This is a genomic window from Flavivirga abyssicola, assembly GCF_030540775.2.
In the GTDB taxonomy this organism is placed as follows: Bacteria; Bacteroidota; Bacteroidia; order Flavobacteriales; family Flavobacteriaceae; genus Flavivirga; species Flavivirga abyssicola.
The window spans coordinates 2,430,076-2,450,262 of record NZ_CP141266.1 but is presented as its reverse complement, the minus strand read 5'-3'; the positions used below and the strand labels follow the sequence as shown (position 1 = coordinate 2,450,262).

The window sequence follows — 20,187 nt, the reverse complement described above, 5'->3', positions numbered from 1 at the left end:
TCAACCTATAAATTATTAATATAATTAAAGATGGAAAAGTTTAACTTAGACATATTTACCCTAAAGTTAGCAATTGGAACTGTATGGCTTGTTTCTATTTTCATGTTTGCCTGTGGAATATATAATATTTATCCTTTTGTTGAAGAGTTAGCAAAATCATCAACTTGGGGAGTAATCGTAGCTATTCCAACATTAATTTTTTCTTATACTATTGGAGGCATTGCTACTTATTTATTTAACACAAAACTTTTTAAGTCTAAACAAAATTTTATTGAAATTGATAATTTTCTATTTGTAACCAAACAAAAAAATGAGTTCATAACAAAGCGCTATGAAAATATGCGGCATCAATATGAATTTTTCAAAACTTGCATTCCAACAATATTATTTTTAGGATTCTCAGTAATATGGACTTCTGTGAGAGTTTTGAAAAGTGATTTTTATAGAGGAGAAAAAATGATTTCTATTGGATTAGGAATACTTACAATTATGTCTTCCTTAATAGTGGTAAAAATGACTTCTAAATTAGAAAAAGAGATAACGTATTTCATAAAAAAAATGAAAGAAGAAACTCTGGCTAACAAAGTATAAAAATAGGCTATTCTCAAATTGAAAATCAGTTACTTCTTCCTATCAATCACATAATTCACCATAAGTTCCAGTGAATTTCTATAATCTGATTCTGGAAATGTTTGAAGCATTTGTAGTGCCTCATCTTGAAATGCTTTCATTTTCTTTATAGCATAATCCAAACCCCCATTATTTTTCACAAAAGCAATAACTTCCTTAACACGTTTGATATCTTTATTATGATTTTTTATAGAATTAATGAGCCAGTTTTTGTCTTTTTTTGAAGATTGATTGAGAACATAAATTAAAGGTAACGTCATTTTTTGCTCTTTGATATCTATCCCTGTAGGTTTTCCTATTTGGGTATCTCCATAGTCAAACAAATCATCCTTTATTTGAAACGCCATACCAATAAGTTCCCCAAACTTTCGCATGGACTCTACATGTTTCGACTCTGGTTTTACAGATGCTGCCCCTAAACTACAGCAAGCGGCAATTAGGGTTGCTGTTTTCTGACGAATAATTTCGTAGTAAACATCTTCTGTAATATCAAGTTTTCTGGCTTTTTCAATTTGAAGTAATTCACCCTCACTCATTTCACGAACCGCAATAGAAATAATCTTGAGTAAATCGAAATCACCATTATCGATACTTAAAAGCAATCCTTTAGACAGTAAGTAATCACCAACTAAAACTGCTATTTTATTTTTCCAAAGGGCATTTACAGAGAAAAATCCACGACGGCGATTGCTATCATCAACCACATCATCGTGTACCAAAGTTGCTGTATGTATGAGTTCAATAACTGAAGCACCTCTATAAGTACGTTCACTAACTTCGCCATTAGACACCATTTTAGAAACCAAAAACACGAACATAGGGCGCATTTGCTTCCCTTTGCGGTTTACAATATAGTGTGTAATTCTATTAAGTAATGCCACTTTACTAGACATAGAGAGTTGAAACTTTTGCTCGAAAAGATCCATCTCATAAGCTATTGGCTGCTTTATTTGCTCTACTATTTTCAATATTCAAACTTAATCTCAGCGAAATTACTAATAAAGTTAAGATATTACTACTAGGCTATCTAAAATTCTCATTCTATAGGTTTTCTATTAATCTCAAAAAGAAACGCTTAATCGATAAAATATTCGTTTAAGAAAAATATTACGTAATTTAATTATATAGCTATTCTTAAAAAATCAAAAAATGACACTATTCTAACAGATAAAATAAAAAAGAACTTCGGTTTGAAGTTCTTTTTTATTTTTTATTTGCCAATTGTCCGCAAGCTGCATCAATATCTTTCCCCCTACTACGGCGTACATTTACAACGATTCTATTTTTCTCCAGGGTATTGATATAGTTTTCTAAAGCATCATTCGTAGCTTGTTGAAACTCACCATCGTCAATGGGATTATATTCAATAATGTTAACTTTGCATGGTACATACTTGCAAAATTTCACAAAGGCATCAATATCTTTTTGGGTATCATTTATACCTCTCCAAACCACATATTCGTAACTAATTTTACGTTTAGTTTTTGTATACCAATACTCTAATGCTTCTTTTAAATCTACTAAAGGAAAGGTTTCATTGAAGGGCATAATGGATGTACGAACAGAATCAATCGCTGAATGTAGAGAGACAGCTAAATTGAATTTCACGGCATCATCTGCCATTTTTTTTATCATTTTTGGCACACCCGATGTAGATACGGTAATACGCTTCGCAGACATCCCTAAGCCTTCTGAAGATGTGATTTTATCGATAGCCTTTATGACATTATTATAATTCATAAGCGGCTCTCCCATACCCATAAATACAATATTACTTAACGGGCGATTATGATATAAACGACTTTCTTTATCAATAGCAACTACCTGATCGTAAATCTCATCCGGATTCAAGTTACGCATACGCTTTAAACGCGCCGTTGCACAAAATTTACAATCTAAACTACATCCTACTTGGCTGGATACACAGGCCGTTGTTCTTGTTGCGGTAGGTATTAAAACTGATTCTACTATTAGGCCATCATGCAATCGAACCGCATTTTTTACCGTACCATCTTTACTCCGTTGCATGGTATCAACCTCAATATGGTTAATAACAAAGTTATCTTCTAACATTTGACGTGTTTCTTTTGAAACATTGGTCATATCCTTAAAAGTATGCGCCGACTTTTGCCAAAGCCATTCATAAACCTGGTTACCTCGAAAAGCTTTATCTCCTTGTTTTACAAAGAATGCTCTTAAATCGTCTTTAGTTAATGAACGAATGTCTTTTTTACTTGCTGCCATAAGTGTTGCAAAAATAGTGAACGGTTTTTCAAATTTCGATATTTGAGGAATAGAAACTCTTTTTCAAGGGCTATTAGCAATCATAGAACGTTTCCTTTTTTTATAAATCCCTATAAATAATGAATTCAACACAAGAAAAAAGCCTCTTAAAAGAGGCTAATTACTATTTTTAATATTGAACTCATTTAGACTTTTTCAATTTGCTAAAAAATTGCTGTTTTCAGCTCTGTTTTTGTCTTTTTTTCCTCCCGTAGCTCTGCTATGCAACTCAAAAAAGTCTTCAACAGAGGCAAAAACTTCTAATTTTCGCTTAAATCCAAAAAGGCTAAATGAGTTCATTGAATTGATCCAGTTTATATAATTAACATAGCATCTCCATAACTGTAAAACTTATATTTCTCTTTTACAGCTTCTTCGTATGCTTTTTTGATAAAATCATGTCCAGCAAATGCAGATACCATCATTAATAATGTTGATTTTGGGGTATGAAAATTGGTAATCATACAATTAGCGATACTAAAATCGTATGGAGGGAAAATGAATTTATTAGTCCATCCATCAATTTCATTTAGTTTACCATTTGATGATACAGAACTTTCTATAGCACGCATAGCTGTAGTCCCTACAGCACAAACGCGCCTTTTATTTTCTATACCTTTGTTTACAATATGCACTGCTTTTTCATCAATTTTCAGCTCTTCACTATCCATTTTGTGTTTCGATAAATCTTCTACTTCAACTGGATTAAAAGTTCCTAAACCTACATGCAAAGTGACTTCAGCAAAATCTACACCTTTAATTTCCAACCTTTTTAGTAAGTGTTTAGAAAAGTGAAGGCCCGCAGTTGGTGCAGCTACAGCACCTTCGTTTTTTGCGTATATGGTTTGGTAACGGTCTTCATCATCTGGTTCTACATCTCTTTTTATATACTTTGGAAGTGGTGTTTCTCCAAGCTCGTTTAATTTTCTGCGAAATTCGGTATAAGATCCATCATATAAAAAACGTAATGTACGCCCTCTAGATGTCGTATTATCTATAACTTCTGCTACTAACGTATCATCATCACCAAAATACAACTTATTCCCAATTCTAATTTTACGTGCAGGGTCTACCAAAACATCCCAAAGACGTTGTTCTTCATTTAATTCTCTTAATAAGAACACTTCTATCCTTGCTCCTGTTTTTTCTTTATTACCATATAATCTTGCAGGAAATACTTTAGTATTATTAAGTATTAATACATCTTCTTCGTCAAAATAGTCTATTAAATCCTTGAACATTTTGTGCTCAATGGTTTGTTCTTTTCTATTCAAAACCATTAAACGCGACTCGTCTCTGTTTTCTGCTGGATATTCTGCTAATAATTCTTCTGGAAGATTGAAACCAAAGTTTGATAATTTCATTTGTTAGTTTTTATTGTTTAATATAAAAAATGCTGCTTTTCAATATTATAATCTTAGATCAAAAAATGACCAATAATAATGAAAGGTTTATTTAGCAAGTAATTTTATTTTTTTTTTGAAAGCTGCAAATATACAATCTGCGAATAGGGATTGTCAAGTAAATGAGTGATTATTATTTAGTTATTTTGAATCCGATAGATTCTAAGTCGTCCCAAAAAGTTGGATATGATTTGGAAACGACCATCGCATCTTCAATTTTTATGGCTGTTTTAAGCGCTAAAGGTGCAAATGCCATTGCCATTCTATGATCGTGATAGGTTTCAATGGAAACCAGTTCATTAATCTCATTAGAAGTTGGTAAATGCAAGGATTTATCTGTGATTTCAACACTTCCTCCTAATTTTTCTATTTCATTTTTTAGAGCAACCAATCTGTCAGTTTCTTTAATTTTAAGAGTATGAAGTCCTGTTAAATCGCAAGATATTCCCAAAGCAAAACATGTAACTGCTATCGTTTGTGCAATATCTGGAGCGTTTTTTAAATTTAAAGTCAATGGTTCTATATTTGAGAACGTTTTCTTTAAAGTAACACTACTATTATCATTAAAAGTGGTACTGACTCCAAAATGCTTATAAATATCTACTAAAACAGAATCACCTTGCAAAGAGTTCTCTTTATATGATGACAATGTAATTTCTGTCCCTACTTCACTAATTGCAGCAATACTAAAATAATAGGATGCTGAAGACCAATCTGACTCTACTGTTAAGGTTTTTGGTTGTGGATTATTGAGTGCTGGTTTTACTGTAATAACATTTCCATTAAATGAAGATTCTACTCCAATTTCATCTAACAAACTAAGCGTCATTTTTATGTATGGAACCGATGTTATGTCGCCTTCCAAGGTTAGCTCTAATCCGTTTTCAAGCTTAGAAGCAATAAGCAATAAAGCAGAAATGTACTGACTACTTACATTTGCTTTTAAAGACACTTTATGTTTAGTTAACTTCTTCCCTGTTATTTTTATTGGTGGATATCCTTCATTCTCAACATAACTAATATCTGCTCCAAGCTCTTGAAGTGCTTCTACTAAAACCTCAATAGGGCGTTCCTTCATTCGTTTAGATCCCGTTAACGTCACTTCTCTTCCTTCTTGAACAGAAAAATAAGCTGTTAAAAAACGCATGGCTGTTCCTGCATGGTTGATATCAACTAAATCTGAATTTGTAGTTAAAGCATTAGTCATTAAATTACTATCATCAGAATTAGACACGTTATCAAGACTAATTTCGGGATATAGTGCTTTTAAAAGTAATAATCTATTGGATTCACTTTTAGATCCTGTTATTTGAATTGAAGATTGCTTAGCAATTGTAGATTTTTGAAGTGTAATTTGCATGCCCTATGGATTCTCTTTTAAACAAGCTGCAAATTTACTTTAATTTTTCGTTATTATGGTGTCTATCATGATCTCGTTTTGCTTTCTTGTCCATTCTTTTGTCAAATGCTTTTTGTAAATCAACACCTGTTTGGTTTGCTAAACATAAGACCACAAATAAAACATCTGCCAATTCTTCTCCTAGGTCTTTATCTTTATCGCTTTCCTTTTCACTTTGTTCTCCATAACGTCTTGCAATAATGCGGGCTACTTCACCTACCTCCTCAGTAAGTTGAGCCATATTAGTAAGTTCATTAAAATAGCGAACACCATGTTCATGTATCCAATTGTCAACTATTTTTTGTGCGTTTTTAATATCCATTATATTCTAGTTAATACTATTTGTTCATTTTCTTTTTCAATAATTTGTTTAAAATACTCTTTTAAAGTAGCATAATATGTAGGTAAAATAATCGATTGATTAATAGTTTCATCTACTAACAATTGAATTGAGACTCCTTTATTTATTACATTAAATTTAAATAATCCTAAATTATCTGGCATACTAAAGGCTACTGATTCTGGAATCGACTCTACCTTATACCCTTCGGGCAAATTTATTGTAATTCTATATCTGGAAGTGGATGGATACCCAAAATCAACAGGGAATTCCCTATTTTCTAATTTAAAGGGGTTCTCTGCTGTTTTTAAAAAAAACATTGGTGAAAAATATATTTTATCTCCTATAATATCTGCTTGACTTTCTTTTATAAATTTAAAAGACTCCACTACTGGTTTCGACAAATTTAACTCGTTTGTTACTTTAAACTCTGAAATCTCTAAACCTCCGTGTTTGTTTTCTAATTTTTCTATAAAATCCTCCTTATTAACATTATCATAACGTTCTCTGTACCTCAAAGCATTATGGCTTGTTTTAATATTTCTACAGCCACCTTTTATAGTCCCATCTTCATCTAAACTGATGATCATAGAAATATTATTCTTTGATTTTTCCTTGGGATATAAATCTACTAATGTAGACCCTCCTTTATCGGAGATTACCCGTCCCTGCCAATTTAACGTTCTAAACGGTAAAACATTGGGAACACTATATTTATTAGTAGCATCTAGAAGAATATACCCATCTGAAAGTTTAACATAACTAACAACATAATTATAGCCTTCTCTTGTTGGAAATAACGGAACACCATTTCTCCTTGTACTTACTAAAACCGGATAGGCATTTAAACCCGCATATTTTAGCATAGACGTTAACATTAAATTTATTTCTGCAACATTTCCTACTTGATCTTTGAATGCTTTTTTAACGCCTTCACTAGTGTATTTACTATAATACCCATTCCACTTTACCCTGGATTTGACAAAATCAAAAATTAAAGCTATACGTTCCATTGGTCCAGATATAGACCCAATTATAGCATCTAACTCATCTTTATAGTAGCTTGTTTTATTTAATTCACCTCCAAAGTTAGAGCTCTTATAAATTGTTTTTACTACATCTTCCCATGTTGTCGAATAGTAATTAACAGTAGACTGGGGAAATTTTGTGTAAGACAACTCATATTTTATAGACGACCTATAATTATTTATACTATTTACATAAGGTTCTTCTTTTAATGCTGGTATATCTTTAAGATGATATGATGATATGCTCTTAACAAATTCTACATCTGATGAGTTAAATGTTGTTCTTGTAGCTCCATTCAGATTGCCACCAGACCTCGTTTTACTTGTAAAAGTAATTTTGTCTCTTTCTGTTTCTGTTTTAGGCATTATTGGCAAAAATCCTTTAACATTCGTTTTAAAAACAAAATACTCAGGCACCTCAAATTTAGCATCTAGTTTTTTTACTGGAATATCATACTGAAAATTAAAATCATCTACATTCCAATAAAAAGGTGACGAAATTCTATATCTAAACTCAACAACACTACCCTCTTTAATATTTGGCATAGTAAATTTTAATTCATCAAAATATTTAGATTTTTCAGTTTTGAAAATACCATCTTTCGTCAGCTTAGTTTCTTCTACTTTGCCTTTTAACAAATTATAAGTATAAGCTTTTATATTATTTACCTCTTCACGATCACTTCCACTTTTATATAAACTCAATTGTTCGGTAGCATAATCAAAACCTTCTTGATTATATATTTTTATTCGCTCGTGTATCTCGGTTATTAAACTATACCCCTCTCCTTGCTGATATTGAAAAAAGGTTCTTCTATTTTTATACAAATATGTGGCACTTGCCGAAGAATCTAACGGGTTAAATTTTTCTTGTAACTCTTCTTTAGAAATTTTTCCGAATTTGTAATCTTGAGCAAATGCTGTTATTGTAAAGCATAAGCTAAATAAAATCGTTGTGATTTTCATTTAATCATTTTTTAATTAATGCTACTTTTGCGTTGTCTTGTTTATTCACTTTTTTATAGAAATCCCTAAACGCCTCATAATCTTCTTTAGGAAACTCACCATCGTTTACTGTAAATTCTCTTTTATATATAAGTGTACTTTCATCTTTAACAATTATTTCTGATTTATAACTTCCAAATTTATTTTCAATGATTTTATTATTGGGCTTAGATTCTACTTTATAATCTTGTGGTAATTTAATTTCGACCTCGTCAATATCCTTAAATCCTCTTTTAATTTTAAGAGGGTGTTTTCTATTTCTGTAACGGTCTGGTATCTCTGTATTTCTATTTAAGGCATTCAGCGTAATCAACATCCTATCACCTATTTTTTTAGAATAGTTAGTTGCCTGAAAACTAATATCTTCAACAAACTCAATAGTTTCTTTATTATTAGTGATGTGCATACTATTCATTTTAATGGTATTAATATAGCCCCATCTTTTTTTATAATGCTTATCGAGGTCTCTTTCTGTTTCGGTTTCTAACCAATATTTATCATCATATTGTATGCCTTTAGAGTTAATATTGACATTAGCTTCAATAGCCCCGTTATTTGAAATCGAATAATTCCCTTTTATTTGCTGGACGCTCTCTTCTGTTTTGTATTTTTTTGTGTGTTGGATTTTACCTCCTTCGGGTGTTATAACTAATACATCTCTATCGTCTGTAAAATCGCCAATAAAACCAAAAGGTAATTTTTGACTTGTGCATTCCAACCAGATATCATCTTTGTCTTCTTGTGGAATATTTAGAATGACATGGTTCGTTTGACCAACAAAAGAAGTAAAATCTTTCTCAACTCCAATTTGACTATCGGGAGAAGCATATAACCTTGTGTAATTAGAAGGAACACCAACTACATCTAACAAAGCTTTTGTATAATTTGTTAACCCTTTACAATCTCCATACTTTACTTTATCTACATCTAAAGCTGAAATTGGTTGCATACCACCCACACCCACTTGAACACTTATATATCTGGTATTATCTTGTACAAATTGATATACAATTTTAGCTTTTTCAATAGGATCATCAATACCTGTAACTAATTCCTTAATTTGTGCCTCTGTAGCTTTAGTAAGACTTGATCTTCCAACAAGTAGATTATCATTAAACCATTTCCCTAAACTGGTCCAATCTTCAGCAGAACCATAAAATCCTCCATAATAAAAGTTCTTTGCTGACACTAATAATCTAGGCCCAATAATTTTAAATTCTGGACTCATTTGTTCTGGCTTTAAAGCTTCAATATTTTTAGCTTCATAATTCAAAATGCCTGCTTCGGAATTATCTATAATATTATATCCAGAAAAGTTTTTCTCTTTTTTATTCATTCCAACAGAAGCATCATAAATAATTTTAAACGAACTATTTTGTGTACTTATAAGATATCCTTCCAACGGCCTCCAAAAAGGAATCCAAGCAGTATTAGAAGTCTCCGTTGTATATTCGAATTCAACAGTATAAGGATATTCAATAGGAGTATATTCTAAATATTTTACTCTACTGTCTTCGTATAAAGAAAAACTGCTTACTGCAGCAACATCCTTAAAATCATTTTTCTTAAACTTTTTAATTTCTTGACCTAACTTATTATAAACAAAAGCATTTAATCTTTTTATATTAATTTCATTATCATAATGGACAAATGCTTTTAAATAATCATCACCTTTTTTATTTAATATGGTTACTACTCGTCTATATTTATGAATTAATTTTTTTACTGAAGAAATTTCTATTTGAGTATCATCTTTTCTAAGAACTGCATTTGCATTTTTTATTAGGTTTTCTGGAAGGATTAAACTCTGATATAAATTTTCTTGAGAAGTAACAGATAAAGTAATGAGTAAAATAAGAATACTCATAATTTTTTTTACAATCATATTTTATGTGTCTTTATAAAGTCAAAGGTATTTGTATCAGACTGATTATTATATGAGAAAGCTCAGTTTTTATCATCTAAAAAACTTTCGTTCGATAAATTAAAAATCTCACAAATAATATAAGAAAAGATGGGATAAAAATATATTTAAACTCGCTAAATAGCACTTTTATTCCCCATTCCGAAAAAAAATCTTTGATACCAAGGGTGATACTTGTATCTCTCGAAATGGAAAGAAAAAACGACTATTATCAAATGGAATTAAAAACCCAACACCCATCCCGCCTGATGTCATAGCATCTAAAAGACCATGTGAAAGAGTTGATAAAAAGATAACCAAAAACCAGACGCCTTTATTTTTTCTACCCAGAGAGATCATCAAAACAAAGGCCCATATAACCGAAAATAATATGGAATGTGAAAATCCCCGATGTCCCATGGGATGCTCGTAAGGTATACCAAATCTAAAACCTATAACATCAAAATCTGGAAGAATGGTTGAAAATACAGCAAAGACTATAAGCCATTTTGCATTGTGTTTATCAATGATTTTAGCTAATGTAAAGCCAACCACACCATGCCCAAATATAGATGCCATTATTCTTTGTTTTTAGAATCGATTATTATTGTTACGGGTCCGTCGTTAATCAACTCCACTTTCATATCGGCTCCAAATTGTCCCGTTTGTACATTTTTACCCAGGTTGTTTTCTAACTGTTTTACGAAACTTTTATACAGTGGAATAGCAATATCTGGTTTTGCCGCTTTAATATAACTTGGTCTATTGCCTTTTTTTGTAGAAGCATGTAAAGTAAATTGACTTACCACAATAGCATCACCATTAACATCTAACAAAGAGGTATTCATGATATTGTTTTCATCACCAAAAACACGAAGATTTGCTATTTTGTTAGTCAACCATTTAATATCCTCTGTTGTATCTTCATTAACAATACCTATAAGCACCAAAAGCCCTGTTGAAATAGACGCTACTTTTTTCCCTTCTATGGTTACGCTTGCTTTTGAAACTCTTTGAATTACCGCTTTCATTTTCTTATCCCTAACCCTTTCCAAAGGAAAGGGAGCTATTTGATTCATATTTATTTTTCCCTTTTGGGGAAATATCCGAAGGACAATGGGGATTATTCCCAATTATCAGTTCTGTAATGCTCATCTTCTCCTTCAATAATTTGCAAATAACTTCTGTAGCGCGAAAATGCTATCTCATCATTATCCAATGCCTTTTTAACAGCACATTTGGGTTCTTGTAAGTGCAAACAATTATTAAATTTACAGTCTTGTTTCAATTCAAATATTTCTGGAAAATAATCACCAACTTCTTCCTTATCCATATCTACCACCCCAAAACCTTTTATTCCTGGTGTATCAATAATTTTAGCTCCAAAATTTAAGTCGAACATTTCTGCAAAGGTTGTTGTATGCTGCCCTTGCATGTGCTGTGTCGAAATTTCTTTTGTTTTAATATTTAAAGCCGGTTCAATGGCATTTACAAGTGTAGATTTACCAACCCCTGAATGTCCGGAAAACATACTAACCTTCCCTCTCATTAGTCCTTTTACCTTATCTACGTTTTTGCCAGTTTTAGCTGAAACACCTATACATTCATATCCTACCTTCCTGTAAACATGCGCAAGGTATTTAACCTCTAGAAGTGTTTCTTCATCATAAGTATCTACTTTATTAAACAACAATACCGTTTTAATAGAGTAGGCATTAGCTGTTACTAAAAAGCGATCGATAAAACTCGTTAATGTAGGCGGATTGTTAATGGTAATCATTAAAAAAACCTGATCTAAATTGGCAGCAATAATGTGCGTCTGCTTTGATAAATTAACCGATTTCCTAACAATATAATTTGACCTATCGTGAATCTTATGTATAATACCAGACTCTTGATTATTATCGCTTTCAAGTTCAAAGTCCACCATATCACCAACCGCTATAGGGTTTGTACTTTTAATGCCTCTTATACGGAACTTCCCTTTTATACGACATTCATAAGTATGGCCCAAATCGGTTTTTACCGTGTACCAACTTCCTGTAGATTTGTAAACGAGTCCTGTCATATTTTTCCAAATGTAAAATTAAAAATCTTTTTTTTGGTATAGATATTGTTTAATCTTGTAATTATTAATTTAAAAAACATCTCTATTATGAAAAAATTACTTTTAGTTTTTATTATTGCGTTATTCTCTTTTATAGACACCAATGCTCAAGTAGAGTACAAGGTTGTTACTAGTGTCGAGTCTATTGTTCCTAATGGTATTGGACGTTCCAGAATTATTAGTGCTAACGAAAAAAAAGATTACAAAGAATACACTAGCACACAAACTGAAGATGACAACACTCGTAATAAATCTAAGCGTGGAGACATAAGAGTTAAAGATTTTGACGAAACAAAATTGTTAAACTTTTATAACATTGGAGGGATTCGTTTCCAGAACATTGCTGCTAACGATGCTTTGATTACTTCTAAAATCAACACAATGATAGAAGAGGGTTGGGAATTAGCTTTTGTAACCAGTGCTGTAGAAAGTGACGCTGGTAAAAGTGATGGTAAAGGTATTTTTATAACTCGTTATATTTTTAAAAGAAACAAGCAATAGTTTTGTTTTGTATTTGAAAAATGAAAAAAGCCTCGCAATTGCGAGGCTTTCTTTATATAATATATTTTACCCATTAATTATCTTCTCCTGATGATTAATGGATTCCTGATGAATAGCTTTAAACATTCTTAAGATAAATTCTTCACTAAGTCCATGATCTTGTCCTTCTAAAACCATTTTTCCTAAAATCTCATTCCATCGTTTAGATTGTAATACGGCAACATTTTTCTGTTTTTTAAGGGCTCCAATACCATCAGCAGCTACCATACGCTTTCCTAATAAACCAATAATCTGGTTGTCTACAATATCAATTTGGGCTCTTAAATTATCTAATGCGCTATTATACTCAGCTTCAGCATTTGTTTCTTTTCTAATTTTAAGATCTTTCATGATTTGCACCAAAGTACTAGGTGTTACTTGCTGTGCAGCATCGCTCCATGCATTTTCTGGATCGTAATGTGTTTCGATCATTAATCCATCAAAATTTAAATCTAAAGCCGTTTGAGATACATCAAAAATCATATCACGATTACCTGTAATATGCGACGGGTCATTAATTAAAGGAATATCCGGGAATTTATTTTGAAACTCGATAGCCAATTGCCATTCAGGAATGTTTCTATATTTGGTTTTTTGATATGTTGAAAACCCTCTATGAATAGCTCCAATGTTTTTAACTCCTGCCTTATATATTCTTTCAATACCCCCTAACCATAAAGACAAATCTGGATTTACTGGATTTTTAATCAATACAGGCTTATCGGTTCCTTGTAAAGCATCTGCAATTTCTTGCATAATGAATGGACTTACTGTAGAGCGTGCTCCTACCCATAATAAATCTACGTCATGCTCTAAAGCTAATTTTACATGAGCAGCATTAGCTACTTCTGTACAGGTTTTCATTCCTGTTTCTTCTTTTACTTTTTGTAGCCACTTTAAACCCAATGCACCAACACCTTCAAACATTCCTGGTCTTGTTCTTGGTTTCCAAATACCAGCTCTAAAATAGCTAACATCTGTATCTTTTAGCTCATGCGCTATTTTTAATACTTGCTCTTCTGTTTCAGCACTACAAGGTCCTGCAATAACCAAAGGATGATCTAAATTCAATGCATCCAACCAGTTTCTCATTTCTTTTTTATTCTCCATTTTACTTAATATTTAGCCGATTAAGCTATTCCGTTTAAAATTTGTTTTATATGATTCGTATTTTTCATTTCATTGTACACTTCTTCAAAATCATCTTTCTCCATAAGTTCTTTAAACTGATTTAGGTTATTGATGTATTCCTTTAAAGTTTCAATGACATTCTCTTTATTTTGTTTAAATATGGGCGTCCACATTTCTGGAGAGCTCTTTGCCAGACGAACTGTGGAAGCAAATCCACTACCTGCCATATCAAAAATATCGCGCTCGTTTTTTTCTTTTTCTATTACTGTTTTTCCCAACATAAATGAACTTATATGTGATAAGTGCGACATATATGCGATGTGTTTATCGTGTGCTTCCGGATTCATGTAGCGAATACGCATTCCTATGTCTCCAAAAAGTTTTAATGCTTTTTCTTGAAGTTTGAATGTTGTTTTTTCGACTTCACAAACAATATTTGTTTTACCTATAAACAAATTAGGAATTGCAGCAGAAGGTCCAGAGTGTTCAGTTCCTGCAATAGGATGCATTGCTAAAAAGTTTCTACGCTTAGGATGATTTTCAACAACTTTACATATATCAACTTTGGTAGATCCAGCATCTACAACCAGTCCCGAATCGGGGATCTTATCCAAAATATTTGGCAATAACTTTACTGTGGCATCTACAGGAATGGATACAATAACCAAATCGGCATTTTCAATATCATCTAAGGTTGCTTTTTTATCAATTAAATTAAGTGATAAGGCTTCATCAAGCGTCGTTTGTTTTCTACTAATACCGTGAATAATAGCTTCTGGATTATTCTTTTTAATATCTATAGCAAGGCTTCCGCCTATTAACCCTATTCCTATAATGTATATATTTTTCATCCCATCTGTCTCTTTGAGACATCTTCCCTGAGGGAAGACTTATTAATTACTATTTTATATTTTACGATCTATATTACTGTTTGCTGCAAACTGAATACTTATTCTACTCTTTTTATAGCTTCTTCTAAGACTTCGTTTGTTGCACATAAAGAAAACCGAATATATCCTTCTCCTTTATTACCAAAAATGGTTCCTGGCGTAATAAAAATATGGTTGTCTTTAAGTACCGAATCTATATATGCTTCTGCTTTTATATGAGCTGGTAATTTAGCCCAAACAAAAAGACCTGTTGCATTTTTATCGTAAGTACAGTTTAAAGCATCTGCCAATTTCCAAACTAAATCGCGACGCTGTTTATACACACTATTTAAAGTAACAAACCACATTTCTGAGCATTTTAAAGCTTCTATGGCTCCTTTTTGGATGCCATAAAACATCCCAGAATCCATGTTGCTCTTTACCTTTAAAATATTGTTGATATGCTTATTATCCCCAACTACCATTCCTACACGCCACCCCGCCATATTAAAGGTTTTACTTAACGAATTAAGTTCTAAACAAACATCTTTTGCTCCTTCAACACTTAATATACTTTTTGGCGCTTCATTTAATATAAAACTATACGGATTGTCGTTAACGATTAAAATATCGTGTCGTTTAGCAAATGCCACTAATTCTTCAAACAAATGAGTATTCGGCTGAGTTCCCGTAGGCATGTGCGGATAGTTTACCCACATCAATTTCACCTTACTTAAATCTAATTCTTCTAAAACTTCAAAATCTGGCAACCAATTATTTGCTGCATCTAATTCGTAAAAAACAGGTTTTGCTCCTACTAATTTTGTAACAGATTGATATGTTGGATATCCTGGGTTTGGAATTAATACTTCGTCTCCTTCATTTAAATATGCCATAGAAATATGCATAATACCCTCTTTACTACCCATAAGTGGTAAAACCTCTGTCGCAGCACTTAAAGCCACTGAGAAATGTTCTTTATAAAATTCAGCAATAGCTTCTCTTAGTTCAGGTAGCCCTTGGTAGCTTTGATACTTATGTGCATTTGGTGCTAGCAATCCTTCCTTTATAGCTTCTACAACTTTCTGTGGCGGCTGTAAATCAGGACTTCCAATACCCAAATTAATAATAGGCTTTCCGCTGGTTATAAGAAAGTTTACTTCTCTTAATTTCTTTGAAAAGTAATATTCTTCTACCGTTTGTAATCTATTTGCTGGTTCAATCATAATTTGGCCTTTTTATATTCACCCAACACTTTAAATCCTTCTCCCATAATATCAATTATAGATTTTGATTTTTTAAAATCTATATAGTCTTCAAAAGTAACATCAACAAAAAAAGCATATTTCCAAGGTGTTTCAATTATTGGTAAGGATTGAATTTTAGTTAAATTCAATTTGCAATCACTCATCACATTAAGAATTGCAGCCAAACTACCTCGTTTATGATCACTTTCAAATTTAACCGAAGCTTTGTTAATGTCATTTTCAGACACTTCAGAATTTGTTCGTTTTACAATAACGAAACGTGTTTCATTGTGCTTTATCGTTTGGATACTCTCTGCCAGAATATCTAACTCAAATATATCTGCTGCCAGTACGCTTGCAATAGCTCCTATACCTTTAAGCTTTTTTTCTTGAATACGTTGAGCAACCTCAGCAGTATCCTTATCCTCTACTAATTTAATATGTGGATATTGCTTAAAAAACTCTTTACATTGTAGCAATGCCATGGGATGCGAATACACTTCTTCAATATCTTCAATACGCTGCCCTGACAATGCCATTAAGTTATGCTGAATATCCAAATAATGCTCTCCAACAATGTGTAAACCATAGGTGTCTATTAAAGCATAATTAGGAATAATAGATCCTACTATAGAGTTTTCCAGAGCCATAATGGCTGCATCGCATTCTTTAGTTATTAAAGATTCAACAACCCTATCGAATGTTAAACATTCAATAGCATCGACAGGCTTTTCAAAAAATTGCTGTGACACAATATGATGAAAAGATCCTTTTACTCCTTGTATGGCTACCGTTTTGATCAAAATTCAATTTTATTTTATTAAGACCTCAATCTTCATTGAGGTTGTTCAACTAAAAGTTGAACAAAAAAAAGTCCCGATTTTCATCGAGACTCATATTAAAATTTATAGTTATAAATTATACATACAACGCCTCGTCCCTTTTGCTAAAAAAGAAATAAAACCAGTTGTTAAAATATGTATAATATACTGTTGTTGTCATAATTATGCGGCTAAAGTAATTAATATTTTAAGAAATCAAAATTGTGCTATCGGTTTTTTTTGATTTTTTTAAAAGTTTTAAAGATTATATAACAAAACTTCTATTGCATTATATAATTATTATTTTTGAATAAATAATTTTAATTATGTCTATTGAAGTAATAGGAGTTTCAAAGCGCTATGGCGAACAGAAAGCTCTAAACAATATATCGTTTAAAGTCAACAAACCAGAAATTGTTGGTTTTTTAGGTCCTAATGGTGCTGGAAAATCGACCATGATGAAAATATTAACCACTTACATTAACCCTAGTGAAGGCGGTGCCAAGGTAAATGGATATGACATAAAAGAAAACACTAAACATGTACAACAAAGTGTTGGCTATTTACCCGAGCATAACCCATTATATCTGGACATGTTTGTTAAAGAGTATCTAAACTTTAATGCTAACATATACAAGGTTTCTAAAGAACGTATTAATGATGTTATTGAGCTTACTGGCTTAACACCTGAAGTTCATAAAAAAATAGGACAGCTTTCTAAAGGATATCGCCAGCGTGTTGGTTTAGCCAATGCCTTATTACATGATCCTGATGTTTTAATATTAGATGAACCGACCACTGGTTTAGACCCCAACCAATTGGTTGATATTAGACATCTTATAAAAACGATTGGAGAAACCAAAACCGTGTTTCTATCTACACATATTATGCAAGAAGTGGAGGCGATGTGCGACCGTGTGATTATAATTAATAAAGGGGAGATTGTTGCAGATAAAAAACTAAGTGAACTACGTGATGCCAAAGAACAAATTGTTATTGTTGAATTTGATTATCGTGTTGAAGATGCTTTTTTACTAAAACTTCCTAAAGTAAAACATGTAGCAAATACACATGGCTTTGTTTATGAGGTTACTTTTAGTACCTCAGAAGATATGAGATCTTATGTTTTTGATTTTGCTCATGATAATCAATTAAAAATATTGCAGCTAAATCAAAAGAACGCTAGTTTGGAGTCACTTTTTAGAGATTTAACATCAAAATAGCCCCCTTTTTATATTGATAAGTTTTAAATGGAAAGTATGACAAATATCATCCTTAGCATAATATGAAGGTATTAATTTTGTCGTATAATATTTTTATAACACAATATATAATTACTTCACCTATACAGTAAGTAATAAGCTATCTTGTAACACTAAAAAACACTATGAGTAAAGGAATTTATGTAGCAACTATCGAGCCTAACAGTGGGAAATCTGTTGTTGTTCTTGGCTTAATGCGTATGCTTTTGGGAAAAACTGCCAGGGTCGGATATTTTAGACCAATTATTGAAGATCTTGAAACAGGAGAAATGGATAATCACATCAATACTGTGATGTCTCATTTTGAATTAGATGTTAACTACAAGAAAACATTTGCATATACAAGAAATCAAGTACTCGATTTATATAACCAAGGGAAATCTGGAGAAGTTTTAGATGAAATTATTAAAAAATATAAAAATCTTGAAGAGCATTTTGATTTTGTTTTGGTAGAAGGCACCGACTTCTCTCATGAAAATTCAAGTTTGGAGCTAGATATTAATATTTTAATATCTAAAAACCTCGGACTTCCTGTTATTATCGTTTCCCAAGGAGATAAAAAAGAGCTTAAAGAGATTGTAGATAGTGTGCAATTAGCACATAACACTTTTAAACAAGATGTTGATGTACTTTCAATAATAACTAATAAAGCTAACCCAGATTATATTTCTACGCTTAAGGAGCAATTGAAAACGCGTATAAGCAATGGTACAGATATTACAGTTATACCAAAAATCCCTAACCTGAGCAGTCCTACTGTAAAAGAAATCTCGAAAGCTTTAGGCGGCGAGGTTCTTTTTGGTCATGACATGCTGAATAACCTCACTGAGAGTTTTAGCGTAGGTGCCATGCAATTACGCAATTATTTGATGCATCTTAAGGAAAATGCATTGGTTATTGCTCCCGGTGATAGAGCCGATATTATTCTAGGGGCTTTACAAGCTAATATCTCTAAGAATTACCCTAAAATTGCAGGAATTATTTTAACAGGAGGGCTTATTCCAGAGGAGCCTATTTTAAAACTTATAGAAGGGCTCTCCAGCATTGTTCCTCTTATTAGTGTAAAGGGAGGTACTTATAATGTAACCAGCAGTATTGGCAATATTAAATCTAGAATATATGCTGAAAACACAGAAAAAATAACCACATCTATAGCTGTTTTTGAAAAACATGTAGATACTGATAAGCTGGCTGATAAACTTATTACTTTTGAATCTGATGTGTTCACACCTAGAATGTTTCAATACAATTTATTACAACGTGCTTTAAACGATAAAAAGCATATCGTTTTACCAGAAGGGTCTGATGAACGCGTATTACGTGCAGCTGCAAGATTAACCAATGCCCATGTTGTAGAATTAACACTTTTGGGGGAAGAAGATAAAATTAAAGATCTTATTGAAAAATTAGATATCCCTTTAAATACAGATGAAATAAATATTGTATCTCCTACAAAATCACCTCATTTTGAAGATTATGTTAGTACTTTTTATGAACTTAGAAAACATAAAAATGTTACTTTGGAAATGGCAAGGGATACCATGTCTGATGTTTCATATTTTGGTACTATGATGATTTACAAAGGGCATGCAGACGGCATGGTTTCCGGAGCTGTACATACTACACAGCATACCTTACGCCCTGCTTTACAATTTATAAAAACAAAACCAGGCGTAAACCTAGTATCGTCCATTTTCTTTATGTGCTTAGAAGACAGAATTTCTGTGTTTGGAGATTGTGCTATTAACCCAAACCCAAATGCCCAACAGTTGGCAGAAATAGCAATTTCGTCAGCTCAAACAGCAAAAGAGTTTGGTATAACCCCTAAAGTTGCTATGCTTTCTTACTCTTCTGGTGCTTCTGGAAAAGGAATTGATGTAGAAAAAGTTAGAGAGGCAACCGATATTGTAAAAGCACAAGCTTCAGATTTAAAAATAGAAGGGCCTATTCAGTATGACGCCGCGGTAGATGCGCGTATTGGAAAAACCAAATTACCGGATTCTGAGGTAGCTGGACATGCCAGTGTTTTAATTTTTCCAGATTTAAATACAGGTAATAACACCTACAAAGCTGTACAACGTGAAACAGGAGCATTGGCTATAGGTCCTGTTTTACAAGGATTAAATAAACCAGTAAACGATCTTAGTAGAGGTTGTACTGTAGACGACATTTATAGCACCGTTATAATCACTGCTATTCAAGCTCAAAACCAATAAAAA

The 20,187-nt window shown here is 32.2% G+C and carries 19 protein-coding genes; 4 read left to right on the top strand and 15 right to left on the bottom strand.

Annotation, left to right across the window (positions count from 1 at the left end; all coding sequences use genetic code 11):
- Positions 1-30: 30 nt before the first annotated feature.
- The gene (locus Q4Q34_RS10320; protein WP_303318363.1) at positions 31-591 is read left to right on the top strand and encodes a hypothetical protein; all 561 of its coding nucleotides are present in this window, start codon (positions 31-33) and stop codon (positions 589-591) included.
- A 29-nt stretch (positions 592-620) separates the two neighbouring features.
- Here the strand turns inward: Q4Q34_RS10320 and Q4Q34_RS10315 are convergent, their stop codons facing one another.
- From Q4Q34_RS10315 to rsgA, 11 genes are all read right to left on the bottom strand, one after another.
- Positions 621-1,598, bottom strand: a complete 978-nt coding sequence (locus Q4Q34_RS10315) for a polyprenyl synthetase family protein (protein ID WP_303318364.1) — start codon at positions 1,596-1,598, stop codon at positions 621-623.
- A gap of 235 nt (positions 1,599-1,833) precedes the next feature.
- The gene (gene rlmN, locus Q4Q34_RS10310; RefSeq protein ID WP_303318365.1) at positions 1,834-2,874 is read right to left on the bottom strand and encodes a 23S rRNA (adenine(2503)-C(2))-methyltransferase RlmN; all 1,041 of its coding nucleotides are present in this window, start codon (positions 2,872-2,874) and stop codon (positions 1,834-1,836) included.
- Between the two features lie 195 nt (positions 2,875-3,069).
- Positions 3,070-3,213, bottom strand: coding sequence for a hypothetical protein (locus tag Q4Q34_RS10305; protein ID WP_303318366.1), 144 nt, complete (start codon positions 3,211-3,213; stop codon positions 3,070-3,072).
- Between the two features lie 14 nt (positions 3,214-3,227).
- Positions 3,228-4,277 (bottom strand): tRNA preQ1(34) S-adenosylmethionine ribosyltransferase-isomerase QueA, encoded by a 1,050-nt coding sequence (queA, locus tag Q4Q34_RS10300; RefSeq protein ID WP_303318367.1) that lies wholly within the window; start codon positions 4,275-4,277, stop codon positions 3,228-3,230.
- Between the two features lie 172 nt (positions 4,278-4,449).
- Positions 4,450-5,676, bottom strand: a complete 1,227-nt coding sequence (locus Q4Q34_RS10295) for a 3-phosphoshikimate 1-carboxyvinyltransferase (RefSeq protein WP_303318368.1) — start codon at positions 5,674-5,676, stop codon at positions 4,450-4,452.
- Between the two features lie 34 nt (positions 5,677-5,710).
- A complete protein-coding gene (locus tag Q4Q34_RS10290; protein ID WP_303318369.1) occupies positions 5,711-6,037 on the bottom strand; it encodes a nucleotide pyrophosphohydrolase in 327 nt (108 codons plus the stop codon).
- The gene (locus Q4Q34_RS10285) at positions 6,037-8,049 is read right to left on the bottom strand and encodes a DUF3857 domain-containing protein (RefSeq protein ID WP_303318370.1); all 2,013 of its coding nucleotides are present in this window, start codon (positions 8,047-8,049) and stop codon (positions 6,037-6,039) included. Before Q4Q34_RS10285 ends, Q4Q34_RS10290 begins: the two co-directional genes overlap by 1 nt.
- Positions 8,050-8,053: 4 nt before the next feature.
- Positions 8,054-9,973: a DUF3857 domain-containing protein gene (locus Q4Q34_RS10280; RefSeq protein ID WP_303318371.1), complete on the bottom strand. Its 1,920-nt coding sequence runs from the start codon at positions 9,971-9,973 to the stop codon at positions 8,054-8,056.
- Positions 9,974-10,141: 168 nt separating this feature from the next.
- The gene (locus Q4Q34_RS10275; RefSeq protein WP_303318372.1) at positions 10,142-10,570 is read right to left on the bottom strand and encodes a metal-dependent hydrolase; all 429 of its coding nucleotides are present in this window, start codon (positions 10,568-10,570) and stop codon (positions 10,142-10,144) included.
- The gene (gene dtd / locus Q4Q34_RS10270) at positions 10,570-11,022 is read right to left on the bottom strand and encodes a D-aminoacyl-tRNA deacylase (RefSeq protein WP_303318433.1); all 453 of its coding nucleotides are present in this window, start codon (positions 11,020-11,022) and stop codon (positions 10,570-10,572) included. The genes Q4Q34_RS10275 and dtd overlap by 1 nt, the downstream gene beginning before the upstream one ends.
- Before the next feature lie 92 nt (positions 11,023-11,114).
- Entirely contained in the window at positions 11,115-12,059 is a 945-nt protein-coding gene (gene rsgA, locus Q4Q34_RS10265) for a ribosome small subunit-dependent GTPase A (RefSeq protein WP_303318373.1), read from the bottom strand.
- A gap of 87 nt (positions 12,060-12,146) precedes the next feature.
- Here rsgA and Q4Q34_RS10260 point away from each other — a divergent pair, with 87 nt between their 5' ends.
- Positions 12,147-12,599, top strand: coding sequence for a hypothetical protein (locus tag Q4Q34_RS10260; protein ID WP_303318374.1), 453 nt, complete (start codon positions 12,147-12,149; stop codon positions 12,597-12,599).
- Between the two features lie 66 nt (positions 12,600-12,665).
- Here the strand turns inward: Q4Q34_RS10260 and Q4Q34_RS10255 are convergent, their stop codons facing one another.
- The 4 genes from Q4Q34_RS10255 to Q4Q34_RS10240 form a co-directional block, all read right to left on the bottom strand.
- Positions 12,666-13,748, bottom strand: coding sequence for a bifunctional 3-deoxy-7-phosphoheptulonate synthase/chorismate mutase type II (locus Q4Q34_RS10255; protein WP_303318375.1), 1,083 nt, complete (start codon positions 13,746-13,748; stop codon positions 12,666-12,668).
- Positions 13,749-13,768: 20 nt separating this feature from the next.
- Complete coding sequence (locus tag Q4Q34_RS10250; RefSeq protein ID WP_303318376.1) at positions 13,769-14,620, bottom strand: prephenate dehydrogenase; 852 nt, start codon at positions 14,618-14,620, stop codon at positions 13,769-13,771.
- A 98-nt stretch (positions 14,621-14,718) separates the two neighbouring features.
- Positions 14,719-15,864 carry a pyridoxal phosphate-dependent aminotransferase gene (locus tag Q4Q34_RS10245; RefSeq protein ID WP_303318377.1) on the bottom strand — a complete coding sequence of 382 codons (1,146 nt, stop codon included), beginning with the start codon at positions 15,862-15,864 and terminating at the stop codon, positions 14,719-14,721.
- A complete protein-coding gene (locus Q4Q34_RS10240; RefSeq protein WP_303318378.1) occupies positions 15,861-16,688 on the bottom strand; it encodes a prephenate dehydratase in 828 nt (275 codons plus the stop codon). Before Q4Q34_RS10240 ends, Q4Q34_RS10245 begins: the two co-directional genes overlap by 4 nt.
- 344 nt (positions 16,689-17,032) lie before the next feature.
- Here Q4Q34_RS10240 and gldA point away from each other — a divergent pair, with 344 nt between their 5' ends.
- Together gldA and pta are read left to right on the top strand one after the other, a co-directional pair.
- Positions 17,033-17,929, top strand: coding sequence for a gliding motility-associated ABC transporter ATP-binding subunit GldA (gene gldA / locus Q4Q34_RS10235; RefSeq protein WP_303318379.1), 897 nt, complete (start codon positions 17,033-17,035; stop codon positions 17,927-17,929).
- 164 nt (positions 17,930-18,093) lie between these two features.
- Complete coding sequence (gene pta, locus Q4Q34_RS10230) at positions 18,094-20,184, top strand: phosphate acetyltransferase (RefSeq protein ID WP_303318380.1); 2,091 nt, start codon at positions 18,094-18,096, stop codon at positions 20,182-20,184.
- Positions 20,185-20,187 lie beyond the last annotated feature (3 nt).

What these genes read in the sequence shown, in the direction of transcription:
- Q4Q34_RS10320 (WP_303318363.1), top strand. Translation starts at nt 31, where the DNA reads ATGGAAAAGTTTAACTTAGACATATTTACCCTAAAGTTAGCAATTGGA.
- rlmN (WP_303318365.1), bottom strand. Translation starts at nt 2,874, where the DNA reads ATGGCAGCAAGTAAAAAAGACATTCGTTCATTAACTAAAGACGATTTA.
- Q4Q34_RS10305 (WP_303318366.1), bottom strand. Translation starts at nt 3,213, where the DNA reads ATGAACTCATTTAGCCTTTTTGGATTTAAGCGAAAATTAGAAGTTTTT.
- queA (WP_303318367.1), bottom strand. Translation starts at nt 4,277, where the DNA reads ATGAAATTATCAAACTTTGGTTTCAATCTTCCAGAAGAATTATTAGCA.
- Q4Q34_RS10295 (WP_303318368.1), bottom strand. Translation starts at nt 5,676, where the DNA reads ATGCAAATTACACTTCAAAAATCTACAATTGCTAAGCAATCTTCAATT.
- Q4Q34_RS10290 (WP_303318369.1), bottom strand. Translation starts at nt 6,037, where the DNA reads ATGGATATTAAAAACGCACAAAAAATAGTTGACAATTGGATACATGAA.
- Q4Q34_RS10285 (WP_303318370.1), bottom strand. Translation starts at nt 8,049, where the DNA reads ATGAAAATCACAACGATTTTATTTAGCTTATGCTTTACAATAACAGCA.
- Q4Q34_RS10280 (WP_303318371.1), bottom strand. Translation starts at nt 9,973, where the DNA reads ATGATTGTAAAAAAAATTATGAGTATTCTTATTTTACTCATTACTTTA.
- Q4Q34_RS10275 (WP_303318372.1), bottom strand. Translation starts at nt 10,570, where the DNA reads ATGGCATCTATATTTGGGCATGGTGTGGTTGGCTTTACATTAGCTAAA.
- dtd (WP_303318433.1), bottom strand. Translation starts at nt 11,022, where the DNA reads ATGAAAGCGGTAATTCAAAGAGTTTCAAAAGCAAGCGTAACCATAGAA.
- rsgA (WP_303318373.1), bottom strand. Translation starts at nt 12,059, where the DNA reads ATGACAGGACTCGTTTACAAATCTACAGGAAGTTGGTACACGGTAAAA.
- Q4Q34_RS10260 (WP_303318374.1), top strand. Translation starts at nt 12,147, where the DNA reads ATGAAAAAATTACTTTTAGTTTTTATTATTGCGTTATTCTCTTTTATA.
- Q4Q34_RS10255 (WP_303318375.1), bottom strand. Translation starts at nt 13,748, where the DNA reads ATGGAGAATAAAAAAGAAATGAGAAACTGGTTGGATGCATTGAATTTA.
- Q4Q34_RS10250 (WP_303318376.1), bottom strand. Translation starts at nt 14,620, where the DNA reads ATGAAAAATATATACATTATAGGAATAGGGTTAATAGGCGGAAGCCTT.
- Q4Q34_RS10245 (WP_303318377.1), bottom strand. Translation starts at nt 15,864, where the DNA reads ATGATTGAACCAGCAAATAGATTACAAACGGTAGAAGAATATTACTTT.
- gldA (WP_303318379.1), top strand. Translation starts at nt 17,033, where the DNA reads ATGTCTATTGAAGTAATAGGAGTTTCAAAGCGCTATGGCGAACAGAAA.
- pta (WP_303318380.1), top strand. Translation starts at nt 18,094, where the DNA reads ATGAGTAAAGGAATTTATGTAGCAACTATCGAGCCTAACAGTGGGAAA.